This window comes from Nocardioides cavernae (assembly GCF_016907475.1).
GTDB classification, from domain to species: domain Bacteria; phylum Actinomycetota; class Actinomycetes; order Propionibacteriales; family Nocardioidaceae; genus Nocardioides; species Nocardioides cavernae.
In genome coordinates this window covers 2,369,295-2,384,426 of sequence record NZ_JAFBCA010000001.1, presented here as the reverse complement: position 1 = coordinate 2,384,426, position 15,132 = coordinate 2,369,295, and the positions used below count along the sequence as shown (strand labels likewise).

The 15,132-nt window shown below is 71.6% G+C and carries 17 protein-coding genes; 7 read left to right on the top strand and 10 right to left on the bottom strand.

Translation table 11 applies throughout. From position 1 onward, the window contains the following. The first annotated feature begins 13 nt into the window (after positions 1-13). Positions 14-1,198: a winged helix DNA-binding domain-containing protein gene (locus JOD65_RS11125; RefSeq protein WP_191196814.1), complete on the top strand. Its 1,185-nt coding sequence runs from the start codon at positions 14-16 to the stop codon at positions 1,196-1,198. Positions 1,199-1,224: 26 nt separating this feature from the next. Here the strand turns inward: JOD65_RS11125 and JOD65_RS11120 are convergent, their stop codons facing one another. Genes JOD65_RS11120 through JOD65_RS11100 form a run of 5 tightly spaced genes read right to left on the bottom strand, consistent with a single transcriptional unit; the run spans position 1,225 to position 4,977 of the window. Next, positions 1,225-2,394, bottom strand: a complete 1,170-nt coding sequence (locus tag JOD65_RS11120) for a GAF domain-containing sensor histidine kinase (protein WP_191196813.1) — start codon at positions 2,392-2,394, stop codon at positions 1,225-1,227. Further along, positions 2,391-2,963, bottom strand: coding sequence for a PspA-associated protein PspAB (gene pspAB, locus JOD65_RS11115; protein ID WP_191196812.1), 573 nt, complete (start codon positions 2,961-2,963; stop codon positions 2,391-2,393). Before pspAB ends, JOD65_RS11120 begins: the two co-directional genes overlap by 4 nt. A gap of 10 nt (positions 2,964-2,973) precedes the next feature. Beyond that, positions 2,974-3,888 (bottom strand): zinc metalloprotease HtpX, encoded by a 915-nt coding sequence (gene htpX, locus JOD65_RS11110; protein WP_191196811.1) that lies wholly within the window; start codon positions 3,886-3,888, stop codon positions 2,974-2,976. 13 nt (positions 3,889-3,901) lie between these two features. Further along, positions 3,902-4,180 carry a PspA-associated protein PspAA gene (gene pspAA / locus JOD65_RS11105; protein WP_191196810.1) on the bottom strand — a complete coding sequence of 93 codons (279 nt, stop codon included), beginning with the start codon at positions 4,178-4,180 and terminating at the stop codon, positions 3,902-3,904. Continuing rightward, the gene (locus JOD65_RS11100; RefSeq protein WP_204811114.1) at positions 4,177-4,977 is read right to left on the bottom strand and encodes a PspA/IM30 family protein; all 801 of its coding nucleotides are present in this window, start codon (positions 4,975-4,977) and stop codon (positions 4,177-4,179) included. The genes pspAA and JOD65_RS11100 overlap by 4 nt, the downstream gene beginning before the upstream one ends. 194 nt (positions 4,978-5,171) lie before the next feature. Here JOD65_RS11100 and JOD65_RS11095 point away from each other — a divergent pair, with 194 nt between their 5' ends. The 5 genes from JOD65_RS11095 (at position 5,172) to JOD65_RS11075 (ending at position 7,760) form a co-directional block, all read left to right on the top strand. After that, entirely contained in the window at positions 5,172-5,753 is a 582-nt protein-coding gene (locus JOD65_RS11095; RefSeq protein ID WP_191196809.1) for a DUF3043 domain-containing protein, read from the top strand. A gap of 55 nt (positions 5,754-5,808) precedes the next feature. Beyond that, on the top strand, positions 5,809-6,333 hold the full coding sequence (locus JOD65_RS11090; protein ID WP_307821089.1) for a GNAT family N-acetyltransferase: 525 nt from the start codon (positions 5,809-5,811) through the stop codon (positions 6,331-6,333). Between the two features lie 118 nt (positions 6,334-6,451). Continuing rightward, positions 6,452-6,676, top strand: a complete 225-nt coding sequence (locus tag JOD65_RS11085; protein WP_191196807.1) for a hypothetical protein — start codon at positions 6,452-6,454, stop codon at positions 6,674-6,676. A gap of 56 nt (positions 6,677-6,732) precedes the next feature. Further along, a complete protein-coding gene (locus tag JOD65_RS11080; protein WP_191196806.1) occupies positions 6,733-7,464 on the top strand; it encodes an AzlC family ABC transporter permease in 732 nt (243 codons plus the stop codon). Further along, complete coding sequence (locus JOD65_RS11075) at positions 7,464-7,760, top strand: AzlD domain-containing protein (RefSeq protein ID WP_191196805.1); 297 nt, start codon at positions 7,464-7,466, stop codon at positions 7,758-7,760. Before JOD65_RS11080 ends, JOD65_RS11075 begins: the two co-directional genes overlap by 1 nt. 34 nt (positions 7,761-7,794) lie before the next feature. On the opposite strand, the gene JOD65_RS11070 is transcribed toward JOD65_RS11075, so the two are convergent. Both JOD65_RS11070 and dapB read right to left on the bottom strand, forming a co-directional pair. Then, positions 7,795-9,408 (bottom strand): M4 family metallopeptidase, encoded by a 1,614-nt coding sequence (locus tag JOD65_RS11070; RefSeq protein ID WP_191196804.1) that lies wholly within the window; start codon positions 9,406-9,408, stop codon positions 7,795-7,797. Between the two features lie 121 nt (positions 9,409-9,529). Next, a complete protein-coding gene (gene dapB / locus JOD65_RS11065; protein WP_191197052.1) occupies positions 9,530-10,273 on the bottom strand; it encodes a 4-hydroxy-tetrahydrodipicolinate reductase in 744 nt (247 codons plus the stop codon). Between the two features lie 116 nt (positions 10,274-10,389). On the opposite strand from dapB, the gene JOD65_RS11060 reads away from it, so the two are divergent. Continuing rightward, entirely contained in the window at positions 10,390-10,905 is a 516-nt protein-coding gene (locus JOD65_RS11060) for a class I SAM-dependent methyltransferase (RefSeq protein ID WP_191196803.1), read from the top strand. Between the two features lie 15 nt (positions 10,906-10,920). Here JOD65_RS11060 and JOD65_RS11055 read toward each other — a convergent pair whose 3' ends face one another. The 3 genes from JOD65_RS11055 to rpsO all read right to left on the bottom strand — a co-directional run bounded on the left by JOD65_RS11055 (position 10,921) and on the right by rpsO (position 15,126). Further along, a complete protein-coding gene (locus JOD65_RS11055) occupies positions 10,921-12,231 on the bottom strand; it encodes a M16 family metallopeptidase (protein ID WP_307821085.1) in 1,311 nt (436 codons plus the stop codon). A 109-nt stretch (positions 12,232-12,340) separates the two neighbouring features. Then, positions 12,341-14,578: a polyribonucleotide nucleotidyltransferase gene (locus JOD65_RS11050; protein WP_191196802.1), complete on the bottom strand. Its 2,238-nt coding sequence runs from the start codon at positions 14,576-14,578 to the stop codon at positions 12,341-12,343. Positions 14,579-14,850: 272 nt separating this feature from the next. Further along, positions 14,851-15,126 (bottom strand): 30S ribosomal protein S15, encoded by a 276-nt coding sequence (gene rpsO / locus JOD65_RS11045; RefSeq protein ID WP_056906479.1) that lies wholly within the window; start codon positions 15,124-15,126, stop codon positions 14,851-14,853. Positions 15,127-15,132 lie beyond the last annotated feature (6 nt).

The window sequence follows — 15,132 nt, the reverse complement described above, 5'->3', positions numbered from 1 at the left end:
GGGTGCGACGACGATGGCACGACGGCGGATCAGCGACTCCGAGCGCCGCAGCCGGATCGCCGTACGGCACGCGCTGGCGCCGGCGCACCGGCTGGCTGACGTCGCTGCGGTGACCCGCGCGATGACGGTCCTGCACGCGACCGAGGCGGCCACCGTGCACCTCGCGGTCGCCGCCCGCGCCGAGGGAGTCAAGCCCGAGGACGTCGACGCGGAGCTGTACGACGCCCGGTCGGTGGTGAAGCAGCTCGCGATGCGACGGACGCTGTTCGTCTTCCCACGTGAGCTGCTGCCCGCGGCGTGGGGCAGCGCCTCGGCGCGGGTGGCGACCTCGGAGCGCAAGCGGATCGCCAAGGCCATTGCCGCCGGCGGCATCGCCCCCGACGGGGAGGCGTGGCTCGACGCCGCGCGCGACGCGACCCTCGCCCGCCTGGCGGCGGGGCCGGCCACCACCGCCGAGCTGCGGGCCGAGGTCCCGGAGCTGGCCGGGATGGTCGGCGGCACCACCGACAAGACGTGGGACCGACCCGTGTCGGTCGCCCCCTGGGTGCTCACCCACCTCGGCCTCGAGGGAAGGGTGCTGCGCGGGCGCAACGCCGGCCACTGGCGCCTCAACAAGCCGACCTGGACGACCGCCGACGACTGGCTGGGCGTCGTGGACGAGCCGCTCGAGCAGGACGCCGGCTACGCCGCCCTGGTGGACCAGTGGCTGACCACCTTCGGACCCGGCACCGCGGCCGACATCCAGTGGTGGCTGGGGTCGACGAAGACGGCCGTCACCCGAGCCCTGGCCGACCTGGGCGCCGTCGAGGTCGATCTCGAGGACGGGACGACGGGCTGGGTCCACCCCGCCGACGAGGACGCCGGACCGGTCGAGCCGTGGGCGGCGCTGCTGCCGACGCTCGACCCCACCGTGATGGGCTGGAAGGCACGCGGCTTCTACCTCCCCCCGGAGCACGTCCCCTACCTCTTCGACACCAACGGCAACGCCGGCACCACGGCCTGGTGGGACGGCCGCATCGTGGGCTGCTGGGTCCAGGACGAGGAGGGGGTGGTGCGGCTGTCCCTGCTCGAGGACGTGGGACCCGACGGGCTCGCCGCCCTGGAGCTCGAGGCCCAACGGCTCACCGCCTGGCTCGACGGCACCGTCATCGGCAACGTCTACGCCTCGCGGCAGATGAAGCAGGCCAAGCTGCCCTGACCCGGCTGACCTGCGCGGGACGGGGCTCAGGCGTCGGCGCGGGGCAGCTCGAACCAGAACACGGCTCCACCCCCGTCGCGGTCCTCGACCCCCATCTGTCCGCCGTGGGCCTCGACGATCCGTCGACAGGTCGCCAGCCCGATGCCCGAGCCCTCGACGGTCTTGTCGAGGCGCGCCAGCGGCGCGAAGACCCGCTCGCGCTTCTCCTCCGGGATCCCGCGGCCCCGGTCGCGCACCTCGACGCGGTGGTGCCCGTCGATCGGCACCGAGTCGACCTCGACGTCGGGCTGCTCGCCCGCGACGGTGAACTTCGCCGCGTTGTCCACGAGGTTCATCAGCACCGACCGCAGCTGTCCGGCATCACCGCGCACGAGCGGCAGCTCCCCCACGCCCACCTGCTCGCGAGGGACCCGCCCGGCCAGGTCGTCGAGCGCCGACTCCATCTCCACGGCGAGGTCGACGACGTCCTCCCCCGGGGCCTGCCCCTGCTGCGCGAACTCCAGGAGGTTGTTGATCAGGTCGGTCATCCGGTCCACGCCGCGGCGCGCCCGGGCCACGGTGTCGAGCTGGTCGGGCTCCTCGATGTCGAGCTCGAGCGTCTCGAGCGACAGCGAGATGGACGTCAGCGGGTTCTTGAGGTCGTGGCTGACCTGGCCGGCGAACTGGGCGAGGCGCTCGTTCGAGGTGCTGAGCCGGGCGTTGGCCTCGCTGAGGCGACGCGAGGCGAGCTCGAGCTCGAGGACGTCCACCACGCGGTCGGCGAGCTGGGCCAGGCCTCGGGCCGCCTGCGGCGTCACCTCGTGGGACCGGTCGTCGAAGACGCAGAGCGTGCCGATGGTGACACCGGCGGGCGTCGTGAGCGGGTGGGAGCCGTAGTACTTCACCTCGGCGATCTCGCCGGTCGTCCACGGGTTGTGCGCGAAGCGCACGTCGTCACCGGCGTCCTCGAGCATGATCGGCTTGCCGCTCTCCACGACCAGCCGGCACATCGAGTGGTCGATCGGCGAGTCGGCTCCGTCGAAGCCGGACGTCGCGACCTGGTGCTGCGAGTGCGAGCTCAGCAGGTTGACGGCGGCGAAGGGAACGCCCGCGACCTGGGCGGCGAGCTGCACGAGGGCGTCGAGCTCGCGGCGCGGCGCCCCGTCGAGGACGTCGTACGCCGCGATCGAGCGGTCGCGTGCCTCCGCGTCCTTCACAGCCCCGGGGCCTTCCAGACCGCCAGCCACCGCTGCAGGTCCGGCTCCATGGGCAGCTCGGCTCCGAGCAGGTCGCGCACCGACAGCTCCAGCAGCGTGTCGCGGGTCTGCTCGCCCGTGGGCGCGAACGGGTAGAACGTGCCCTGCTTGTAGAGGTAGGTGAGCCCGAAGCGCTGACCCGACGCGTTGGCGAACGGGACCATCGAGCACAGCAGCCCGGAAGCGAAACCGTTGAGCTCGAGCGTGGTGTTGACGGCGTGGAGGTCGGTGCACAACCCGGCCACGTCGTCGCTGTCGCCGGCGACCACCAGCCAGGTGAAGCCGAAGTCGTCCTGGGTGACCTCCACGTCGGGCGCCTCGGCGTCGTCACTGATCAGGGCCAGCACGTCGGCCTGGGTCTGGGCGAAGGCTGCTCCGGCCGCCGACCGGTAGCAGACGGACCCGGTGCCGGTGGGCTCGAAACCCAGCGCGGTCTGGAGCGTGATCGCCGCGCTCGGCACGTGGAAGAGCGCGTCGAGGTCGTTGCGCTTGGGCTGCGTCCTCGCGCGCATCGCCTCCCAGAGTCCCATCGCCGTCCCCTCAGCCGTTGGGCCGGCTCAGCTCGGCCTGGATCCGGGCGAGCTGCTCGAGCCGTTGCTGGAGGGGTGGGTGGGTGGCCATCAGGCCGCTCAGGCCACCTGCGAACGCGGGGACGATGCACAGCGCGCTCGCCGAGTTGGCGGTGCGCAGGTCCTTCGTCGGGGTGGCCGCGGCCGACTCGCCGCTGATCTTCTGCAGGGCCGAGGCGAGCGCGGCCGGCTTCATCGTCAGGTAGGCCCCCGACCGATCGGCGCAGAGCTCGCGGTAGCGCGAGAGGACGCGCAGCATCACGAAGCTGACGGCGTACACGGCCAGGCTGACGAGCAGCACCACCAGGGCGACCGGCAGGGCGCTGTTGTTGTTGCCGCGCGAGCGGCCCATGCCGCCGAACTGCGTGAAGCGCATCAGCAGGCCCGCCGCGATGCCGGCCGACGACGCGATCGTCATCACCAGCACGTCGCGGTGGGCGACGTGGCTCAGCTCGTGGGCCAGGACCGCCTCGAGCTCCTCGGCATCGAGCCTCTGGAGGATGCCGGTCGTCACGCAGACCACCGCACGGTCGGGCGAGCGACCGGTCGCGAACGCGTTGGCCACGGGCAGGTCGGAGACACCGACCCGCGGCTTGGGCATGTCGGCGAGCGCGCAGAGCCGGTCGATCATGCCGTGCAGCTCGGGCGCCTCCTCCGGGCTCACCTCACGGGCGCGCATCGCCCGCATCGCGACCTTGTCGGAGCTCCACCACTGCCAGAACGCGATGCCGATCGCGATGGCAGCGACCGCGACGGCCCCGCCGGCGCTGTTGACGTACGCGATGACCAGCGAGACGAGGCCCACGAACAGCGCCCCGAGCAGGAACATGGTGAGGGTCATCCGGGCGGTCAGCCCGGAGTCCTTGATGAAGCGGGAGGTGGCCACGAGTCGGGCGGCCTCAGCCAGGGATGAGGCCGTCGTCGCCCAAGAGCTCACGGACCTCGTCGATGGTCGCGTCCGGCGGCGGCAGGATCAGGTCGGACTCGTCGAGCGAGTCGAGCTGGTGGTGCGAGCCACTCGCGCGGACGGCGGACAGCAGGCCGTGCAGGGCGGTGCGGAACATCGCCTCGTCGCCCGAGTCGACGGCCTGCTCGATCTGGTTGTCGAGGCCGTTGAGGGCGTCGAGCGCGTGGTCGTCGAGGTCGTACTGACCCTCGCCGAGGATGCGAACGATCATGCGCGTCCGCCCTCGTTGCTCTCGCCCTCGGCGCGCACGGTCTCGGGCTCCTCGGCGAGGATGTCGCCGCCCGTCTCGGAGGACTCGATGGCCTGCGGCGAGCTCGCAGCCTTGAGCCGCGCGAGCTCGGCCTCGACGTCGGAGCCGGAGCTCAGGGCGTCGAGCTCACGCGTGATGTCGTCGCCGGCGTTGAGCTGGGAGGCGTCGTCGAGGGCGCCGGAGGCGATCAGCTCGTCGATGGCCTGGCCGCGCGCCTGCATCTGGGCGGTCTTGTCCTCGGCACGCTGGATGGCGAGGCCGACGTCGCCCATCTCCTCGCCGATTCCCGACATCGCCTCGCCGATGCGCGTCTGGGCCTCGGCTGCGGTGTAGGTGGCCTTGATGGTCTCCTTGCGGGTGCGGAAGGCCTCGACCTTGGCCTGCAGCCGCTGCTGGGCCAGGACCAGCTTCTCCTCCTCGCCCTGGAGCGTCGCCTGCTGCTCCTTGAGGGCGGTGATCTGCGACGCGAGCCCCGACTTGCGGGTCAGCGCCTCGCGGGCCAGGTCCTCACGACCGGCACCGATGGCCTTCTCGGCCTGTCCCTGTAGCTTGGCCGCCTGCTGCTCGAGCTGGTTGACCTGGAGCTCGACGCGCTTGCGGCTGGTGGCCACGTCGGCGACACCGCGGCGGACCTTGGAGAGGAGCTCGAGCTGCCGCTGGTAGCTGTAGTCGAGGGTCTCGCGGGGGTCCTCCGCCTTGTCCAGGGCCTTGTTGGCCTTGGAACGGAAGATCAGGCTGATGCGCTTCATGAGACTCATCGGGGTGGAGACCCTCTCTTGGTCATGCGGGGGTGGTGGCTGGGACGACTGGATGTCCATCTCACCCTAGAACCAAACCCAAGGCGGAGGTAGGGCATCCCGCGACGCCGCGCCCGGCGGGTCGCGGCGATAGGCTGGTCCCACCGTCCGATCCGTCCATCCGTTCCTCTCGTAGCCATGTGAAGGCAGCACGCGTGTTTCGTCGTACCAACTCCGAGCCGGAGACCCCCACCACCGACCTGAAGGCGGGTGGCAAGGGTCGACCCACGCCGACGCGCAAGGAGGCCGAGGCTGCGGCCCGGGCCCGCGCGAAGGTGCCCCGCACGCGCAAGGAGCAGGCCGCCGCCCAGCGCGCCGCCCGTGGCGACACGTCCCGCAAGATGCGCCAGGCCATGAAGACCGGCGACGAGAAGTTCCTGCCGGCCCGCGACCGCGGTCCCGTACGCCGCTTCATCCGCGACTTCGTCGACTCGCGCTTCTCGTTCATCGAGCTGATGGTCCCGCTGCTGATCGTGTCGATGGTGCTGGGCTACTCCGGCAGCTCGACGATGGTCCAGCTCGGCAACACGGTCCTCTTCACCACACTGCTGGTGATCGTCTTCGACATCGTGATGCTCCGGTTCCGGCTCCGGCGCGAGCTCGCCCGCCGGTTCCCGGACGAGCCGACCAAGGGCACCACGCTCTACGCCGCGATGCGCTCGCTGCAGATGAAGTTCCTCCGCCTGCCCAAGGCGCAGGTCAAGATCGGCGAGAAGCTCCCCGAGACCTATCGATGAGCCCGCGCTGATGTCGCACGACCACTCCCCCGCAGGCGGGGGACCCAGTGCCGACGTGTCCGTGCGGATCGCCTGGGCCGACGACGCGCCTGCGATCGCCGCCGTGCAGGTACGGGCGTGGCCGGAGCTCTACGCCGGCCTCCTTCCGGCCGAGGTGCTGCCGACCGACGTCGACGCCGTCGCCGAGCAGTGGCGCCAGCTGCTCGCGCGCCCGGCCGACGCGCGCAACCGGGTGCTCGTCGCCCTCGAGCGCAACCGGGTGGTGGGCTTCGCCCTGACCTCGGCTGCCGCCGACCCCGACTGCGACCCGGTCGCCGACGGCGAGCTGGCCGAGGTGACCCTCGACCCCTCGGAGCGGGCGAAGGGCCACGGCTCGCGGCTGCTCCAGGCGGCCGTCGACACCCTTGCCGCCGACCGCTTCACCCGCGCCGTCACCTGGGTCAACGCCGGCGACGACGCGCTGCGGACGTTCCTCACCGACGCCGGCTGGGCACCGGACACGGCCCACCGCGAGCTCGATCTCGACGGGACCGGCGAGACCACCGTCAAGCAGGTACGCCTCCACACGGCGATCGCCTGACCTCGTCCCTCGCGGCGTGACCCGTTCGGGGTAATTCACCCCTGCGACACTTGCTTTTCGCGTGACGCCCGTCACCATGGAGTGACCGGTCACTCGCCGGTCCACCACGGGGGTCCAGATGCTAGGTCCGCTTCCCGCTCTGCACAGGTACGTGCTCGTCCTCGCCGCGCTCGTCGTCTGCGTCGGCATCGGCCTCTGGTTCGGCGCCGTGCCGGAGCTCCCGCTCAACCTGCGGGTGGGGCTGGTCGCCGGCGCCGCAGCGGGGGCCGCCGCGGCGTTCGTGCTCGTCCACGACTTCCACCAGCAGCAGGGCCGCGCCGCCCGCGTACGCCGTCGCCACTGAGCTGCGGGTCCCGGACGGGCTCCGAGTCGGCCCGGCAGATGACCTAGCCTCGGGGCGTGTCCGATGCCGCCCTCAGTCCCGCTGAGCGGTCGGCGATCGTCCGCGACAGCCTGGCGGTCGGCGTGGCCACCGGGGCGTACGGCTTCGGCTTCGGCGCCGTGTCGGTCGCCTCCGGCCTGAGCATCGCCCAGACGTGCGTGCTGTCGCTGCTGATGTTCACCGGCGCCAGCCAGTTCGCCCTCGTCGGTGTCGTGGCCGCGGGAGGCGCCCCGGTGTCGGGCGCGGCGACGGCGCTGCTCCTCGGCACCCGCAACACCCTCTACGGCCTGCGGATGGCGCCGCTGCTGCGCTGGCGCGGCTGGCGACGCGTGGCGGCCGCCCACGTGCTGATCGACGAGTCGACGGCCATGGGGGTGACTCGCGACACCACCGAGGGAACCCGCCTGGGATTCCTCACCACCGGGGTCTCGGTCTTCGTCCTGTGGAACCTCGCGACCGCCGTCGGGGCGGTCGCCGGCGAGGCAGTCGGCGACCCCCGCACGTTCGGCCTCGACGCCGCCGTGGGCGCCGCGTTCCTCGCCCTCCTGTGGCCCCGGCTCCGTGACCGCCGCAACATCCTCGTCGGCGTCCTCGCCGCGGCCGTCGCGCTCGCGGCGGTGCCCGTGACCCCAGCCGGCGTACCGGTCCTGGCCGCAGGCGGAGTGGCCCTGCTCGTCGGGGTGCTCGGCAAGCGGCAGGACCCCACCGAGGTCCCCGGCCCCGACGACGTGGCAGGGAGGCACCACTGATGTGGACCGCGGTGCTGCTGGCCGGTGTCGGCTGCTACCTGCTCAAGCTGGCCGGGCTGTCGCTTCCGGAGCGGGTGCTCGCGCACCCGACGGTCGAGCGGGTCGCCGACCTGATCCCCGTCGCGCTGCTGTCGGCGTTGGTCGCTGTCCAGGTCTTCTCGACAGGTCCCGAGCTGGTGCTCGACGCGCGCGCGCTGGGCCTCGCCTTCGCCGTGGTGGCCCTGCTGCTCCGCATGCCGTTCCTCGTCGTGGTCGTGGGGGCGTCGGTCGTGGCGGCCGTGGCTCGCCTCGTCTGACGCCCCCACTCCCCATGAGGGTCGGCTGGGGTGGTCAGCCGACCGAGACGGCGCTCCAGGCCGCGGCCACAGCGTTGTGCTGGGCCGAGCCGGCGCCGTACAGGTCCCGCGCCGCATCGAGCGTCGCGGTGCGCGCACCGGCGTACGTGGTGCCGGAGGTCATGTAGACCGCCAGCGCGCGGTACCAGATCGACGCTGCGGCATCCCGGCCGATGCCGGTGACCGACGAGCCGTTGCAGGTCGTCGAGCTGTGGCTCACGCCGCCGATCGTCTTCGTGCCGCTGCCCTCGGCGAGCAGGTAGAAGAAGTGGTTGCCGATGCCGGACGAGTAGTGCACGTCGACGTCTTTGGCGGTGCTGCTCCAGCAGTCGAGCGAGCTGCCGTCGGACGACGGGCGGTCCATCCGGCGGAACCCGACGTGCTCCTTGAGGTCGAACTCCTCGCCGATGAGGTAGTCCGCCGGGTCGTTGGCGTTCGCCGCGTGGAACTCGACGAGGGTGCCGAAGATGTCCGAGGTCGCCTCGTTGAGGCCACCGGACTCGCCGGAGTAGGTCAGGTTCGCGGAGTTCTCGGTCACGCCGTGGGTCATCTCGTGGCCAGCGACGTCGAGCGAGACCAGCGGCCCGAAGTCGACGCCGTCGCCGTCGCCGTACGTCATCTTGCTGCCGTCCCAGAACGCGTTGACGTAGCCGTTGCCGTAGTGGACCCGGTTGTAGGACCCGCGGCCGTCGTTCCAGATGCCGTTGCGCCCGTGCACCGCCTTGAAGTAGTCCCAGGTGACGTCGGAGCCGTACTGCGCGTCGGCGCCGGCGCTCGCCCGGTTGCTGGTCTGGCCGTTGCCGAAGGTGGTCGACGTCGAGGTGAACGTCGTCCCCGTCGAGCACCCGGCACCGAAGACCTGGCAGAAGATCGAGTCCTCGGCGTTCTTCATGTCGGTCGTGTAGGTGCCGCCGCGCGTGGCGTCCTTGAGCGTGTACGCCGTCCCCGACCCGCTGACCTGCAGCGGGACCGTGCCGCTGTAGAGCGTCTGACCCTGGCCGTCGACGTTGACGACCTGCTCCTCGCTCCGGATCACCATGCCGGTGCGTGCGTCAACGTACGTCGCCAGGCGCGAGGGGGTGCCGTCGGCCTGGGTGCCGCCGGTCACGACCTCCCACGCCAGGCGCGGCGTGGCCCGGGCGGCGTCGACGACGAGCTCACGCGCCTCAGCGCGATCGTCGCCGCGGACAGCGGCGGTCCGGGCGCTGCGGGCCAGCACGGTCCGCGTGGCCGCGGACTTCGCGATCGAGGCGTCGGTGCCGACGGTCAGCGGCGCGGCCACCGTCTGGCTGACGCCGTCCCAGCCGCCGGAGGCGTCACGGTGGACGACGAGGTCACCGCCGACCACGCGGAGACCGTCCAGGGTGCGGTCGAACCGCACGTGCGTGCTGCCGTCCGGGTCGACGAGGGTGGTGCCGGCGACGAAGGCCTGGCCGGCGGTGCTGCGCGCCGCGCCCGGGTGACGCTGCAGCGCGGCGAGGGCGTCGGACACGACGTCTGCGCGGACCACGGCGGGCGCGCCCTGCGCGGTCGAGGCGGTGGTCAGCGGCAGCGCCGCCGCGGTGGCGGCGGCGACGGCGAGCGCGGCGAGTCCTGCGGTTCTGCGCATGGATGGAGCCTTCCGAGAGGTGAGCCGGGCACCCGAGTGGGCCCGACATCCTCACCAACGAGCGGCCGCGATGGCGGGTTACGCCCGGCGGCGCTCCGGGAAGGGTGCTCCGGTCCGGGCCTCAGTCGAGGTCGAGGAAGGCGTCCAGACCGACGGTGAGGCCCGGGTGGTCGCCGATCGCGCGGATGCCCGCGAGCACGCCGGGCGTGAACGAGACCCGGTCGAGCGAGTCGTGGCGGATCGTAAGGGTCTCCCCCGCCGTCCCGAGGATGACCTCCTGGTGCGCCACGAGGCCGCGGACGCGCAGGCCGTGCACGCGGACACCGTCGACGTCGGCGCCACGTGCGCCCTCGAGACCGGTGGACGTCGCGTCGGGCATCGGGGCGCTGCCGGCATCGCGGCGGGCGGCCGCGATCAGCTCTGCCGTGCGCCGCGCGGTGCCGGACGGGGCGTCGGCCTTGTCGGGGTGGTGCAGCTCGACGACCTCGACCGACTCGAAGAACGGGGCGGCCTGCGCGGCGAAGCGCATCATCAGGATCGCGCCGATGGAGAAGTTCGGGGCGATCAGCACGCCGACACCCGGCGCGTCGGCGAGCCAGGCCTCGAGCTGGTCGAGCCGGGGCTGGTCGAAGCCGGTCGTGCCGACGACGGCGTGGATGCCGTGCTCGACGCAGAAGCGCAGGTTGTCCATCACCACGTCGGGGTGGGTGAAGTCCACGACCACCTCGGCGCCTGCCCGCGCGAGCTCCTCGAGGTCGTCGCCGGCGTCGACCGAGGCCACCAGCTCGGCGTCGGGGGCCCTCTCGACGGCCCGGCAGACCTCCGAGCCGACCTTGCCGCGGGCGCCCAGCACGCCCACCCGGATCTGTGCCCGGACCTGTGCGTCGTCTCCTGTGCTCACGCGGTCAACCGTATCGGCCGGTGCGTATCGGTGTGTGGCGGTGGCTGACTCGCGAACAGCCGTCTGGCAGGCTGTGGGCCATGCCTGCTTCGACCATCCCGCCGCGCATCAAGTGGGCCGTCGACCTCATGGACGTCCAACCGGCCGACCAGGTCCTCGAGATCGGCTGCGGTCCCGGCGCCGGCGCCGAGGCGATCTGCGCCAAGCTGGAGACCGGCAAGCTGTTCGCGATCGACCGATCCGAGTCGGGCGTGGACCGCACCAAGCGCCGCAACCAGAAGTACGTCGACGCCGGCCGGCTCGTCGTACGCCAGATCGACCTCGCCACGCTCCGCGTCCCGGTCAAGCGTCTGAACAAGGTCTTCGCGTTCAACGTCAACCTGTTCTGGGTGCGCCCCTGCGACGACGAGGTCGCCCTCCTCCACGAGCGCGTCGTCCCCGGGGGCGCGGTCTACCTGTTCTACGAGGCCGCCCGCCCCGAGCTGGTGCCCAACATCGTGAAGAAGGCCTCCGAGAACCTCCTCCGCGGCGGCTTCCGGGTCAGCGTCGTGGAGCAGAAGGCTCCCCCGGTCATCGGGATCATCGCCAAGCGCTGAGCCGGCCCGGACCGGTCAGGACTTCGTGGGCCCCACGACCGCGAGCAGCTCAGGCTGGGTGAAGAGCTCGCGGGCGAGCGTCGCGACGTCCTCGGCGGTGACGGCCTCGATCCGGTCGACGACCTCGTCGATCGTGAGCAGCTCGTCGTGGACGAGCTCGGCCTTGCCGATGCGCGACATCCGCGAGCCGGAGTCCTCCAGGCCGAGCACGAGGCCGCCCTTGAGCTGGCCCTTGCCGCGCTCGACCTCCTCGTCGGTCAGGCCCTCGGCCGCGACCTTGGCCAGCTCGTTGCGCACAGTCTCCAGCACGGCGGCGTACTTGCCCGGCAGGCAGCCGACCGAGACGCCGACGACACCCGCGTCGGCGTGGTGGCTCGCGAAGGAGTAGACGGAGTAGGCCAGGCCGCGCAGCTCGCGCACCTCCTGGAACATCCGCGACGAGGTGCCGCCGCCGAGGGCGGTGTTGAGCACGCCGAGGGTGTAGCGGCGGGGGTCGGTGCGGGTCATCCCCTTGACCCCGAGGACGAGGTTGACCTGCTCCTGCGGGCGGATGGTGCGCGCCTCGCCGGGGTTCACCTTGCGGGCGCGCTCGGACTGCGTCGAGGGGGTCGGGGCGGCGACGCCGTCGAGGAAGCCGCCGCGACCGAACGCCTGCCGCACCTGGCGTACGACGGTGGTGTGGTCGAGGTTGCCGGCGACGGACACCACCATGTTGTCGGGGCGGTAGTGGCGCCGGTAGAAGCGCTGGATCTGGGCGCGGGTCATCGCGGTGATCGAGGCGTCGGTGCCGGCGATCGGGCGACCGAGCGGCGTGTCGCCCCACGCCTGGTGGGCGAAGAGGTTGTGCACCACGTCGTCCGGGTCGTCGTCGTGCATGGCGATCTCGTCGAGGATGACGTCGCGCTCGGCCTCGACGTCGGCCGCGGTGATGGTCGAGGCGGTGACCATGTCACCGAGCACGTCGACCGCGGTGCCGAGGTCCTCGTCGAGGACCCGCGCGTGGAAGACCGTGTACTCCTTGGTCGTGAAGGCGTTGAACTCGCCGCCGACCGCGTCGAGCGCCACGGAGATGTCCATCGCCGTGCGCTCGGGGGTGCCCTTGAAGAGCAGGTGCTCGAGGAAGTGCGAGCAGCCGTGCAGCGCGGGCGTCTCGTCGCGCGAGCCGACCGCGACCCACACGCCGATGCTCGCGGACCGGGTGCCGGCCATCTGCTCGGTGACGACGCGCAGGCCGCTGGGCAGGACCGTGCGTCGCACGCGCGAGGTGACCGCGCCGTCGGCGTCCTTCACGGTGTGGAGGGTGCGGGTGGTGCCGTTCTTCTGCACAGGGGTCCTTCCGGGGCGGAGCAGGGGTGAAGAGGGTGGAGCAGGGGTGAAGCGCCACGACCGGCCGGCCAGACGGCCGACCGGTCGTGGGTGGAGCAGGAGCGTCAGGTCACTCGGCGTCGACGGTCTCGGGGGCGTCGGCCGACTCCTCGGAGTCGCCCTCCGCCTCGTCGACGACGGGGACCAGCGAGAGCTTGCCGCGGTCGTCGATCTCGGCGATCGAGACCTGGACCTTCTGGCCCACAGCCAGCACGTCCTCGACGGCCTCCACGCGCTTGCCACCGGCCAGGGCGCGGAGCTTGCTGATGTGGAGCAGGCCGTCCTTGCCGGGCATGAGCGAGACGAAGGCACCGAAGTTGGTCGTCTTGACCACGGTGCCGAGGTAGCGCTCGCCCACCTCGGGCATCGTCGGGTTGGCGATCGCGTTGACCGCGGCCTTGGCGGCCTCGGCCGCCTCGCCGTTGGTCGCACCGATGTAGACCGTGCCGTCGTCCTCGATGGACAGCGTCGCGCCCGTGTCGTCCTGGATCTGGTTGATGACCTTGCCCTTGGGACCGATCACCTCGCCGATCTTGTCGACGGGCACGCGGACGGTGATGATGCGCGGCGCGTGCACCGACATCTCCTCCGGGGCGTCGATGGCCTCGGCCATCACGTCGAGGATCGCCAGGCGCGCGTCGCGGGCCTGGTTGAGGGCGGAGGCCAGCACCTCGGCGGGAATGCCGTCGAGCTTGGTGTCGAGCTGGAGGGCCGTGACGAACTCGCGCGTGCCGGCGACCTTGAAGTCCATGTCGCCGAACGCGTCCTCGGCGCCGAGGATGTCGGTCAGCGCGACGTACTGGGTCTCGCCGTCGACCTCGTCGGAGATGAGGCCCATCGCGATGCCGGCGACGGAGGCCTTCAGCGGCACACCGGCCTGCAGCAGCGACAGGGTCGAGGCGCAGACCGAGCCCATCGAGGTGGAGCCGTTGGAGCCCATGGCCTCGGAGAGCTGGCGGATGGCGTAGGGGAACTCCTCGCGCGACGGCAGCACGGGCAGGATCGCGCGGCGCGCGAGCGCACCGTGGCCGACCTCGCGGCGCTTGGGCGAGCCCACGCGACCGGTCTCGCCGGTGGAGAACGGCGGGAAGACGTACTTGTGCATGTAGCGGCGGTGCTTCTCCGGCGACAGCGTGTCGAGCTGCTGCTCGAGCTTGAGCATGTTGAGGGTGGTGACGCCCAGGATCTGGGTCTCGCCACGCTCGAACAGCGCCGAGCCGTGGACCCGCGGGATCACGTTGACCTCGGAGTGCAGCGGACGGATGTCGGCCAGGCCGCGGCCGTCGATGCGGATCTTGTCGCGCAGCACGCGCTGGCGGACCAGCGCCTTGTTGAGCGAGCGGAACGCCGCGCCGATCTCCTTCTCGCGACCCTCGAACTGGCCGGAGAGCTTCTCGACCAGCGCGGCCTTGATCTCGTCGACCTTGAGCTCGCGCTCCTGCTTGTCGGCGATGGTCATCGCGGCGGCGGTGTCGTCCTTCGCGGCGGCCTCGACGGCGGCGTAGACGTCGTCCTCGTAGTCGAGGAAGACGGGGAAGTCCTGGACCGGCTTGGCGGCCTCGGCCGCAAGCTGGGCCTGCGCCTCGACGAGCTGCTTGATGAAGGGCTTGGCGGCGTCGAGGCCACCGGCCACGACCTCCTCGGTCGGCGCCTGGGCACCGCCCTGGACGAGGGCGATGGTGTCCTCGGGGGCCTCGGCCTCGACCATCATGATGGCGACGTCACCGGTCTCGGTGACGCGACCCGCGACGACCATGTCGAAGACGGCCGACTCGAGCTGCGAGTGGCTGGGGAACGCGACCCACTGGCCGTCGATCAGGGCCACGCGGACGCCGCCGACGGGGCCGGAGAACGGCAGGCCGGAGAGCTGGGTCGACAGCGACGCGGCGTTGATGGCCAGCACGTCGTAGGGCATGTCGGGGTCGAGCGCCATGACGGTGATGACGACCTGGACCTCGTTGCGCAGGCCCTTCTTGAAGGTCGGGCGCAGCGGGCGGTCGATGAGGCGGCAGGTGAGGATCGCGTCCTCGCCCGGGCGACCCTCGGACCGGAAGAAGGAGCCGGGGATCTGGCCCACGGCGTACATCCGCTCCTCGACGTCGATCGTCAGGGGGAAGAAGTCGAAGTGGTCCTTGGGCGTCTTGCCCGCGGTCGTCGCCGAGAGCAGCATGGTCTCGTCGTCGAGGTAGGCCGTGACGGAGCCGGCGGCCTGACGGGCGAGCAGACCGGTCTCGAACTTGACCGTGCGCTTGCCGAACTTGCCGTTGTCGAGGACGGTCTCGACAGCGGAGATGATGGGTTCACTCATGGAAGCAGGATCCTGCTTTCTCTTCGCGGAGCGATCCGCGGCGTCCACCCCTCATGCGGTGGACCATCGAAGGTCCCGCGGGGCCGGTCTTCGATCGAGGCCCGCAGATCGACGCGCCCGAGGGCGGGGATCTGAAAGCCACTACCGAGGACCGGGCGACGAGGCGGGTCGCTCCTGTTGGGTGTTGTTTCAGTTGTGCCGGGTCGACACTAGCGCGGCGCGGCCCGGATGTGAGAGGAGCGGCTCCCCGTGGCGGGGAGCCGCTCCGAAACTCAGCGGCGGAGGCCGAGGCGCTCGACGATGGAGCGGTAGCGCTCGATCTCCGTCTTCTGCAGGTAGTTGAGCAGCCGGCGACGCTGGCCCACCAGGAGCAGCAGGCCACGACGGCTGTGGTGGTCGTGCTTGTGGGTCTTGAGGTGCTCGGTGAGGTGCGAGATGCGGTGGCTGAGCAGCGCGATCTGGACCTCGGGGGAACCGGTGTCACCCTCGGTCAGGGCGTACTCGGCGATGATCTTCTTCTTGGTCTCCGCGTCGGTACCAATCGACATGGGGGC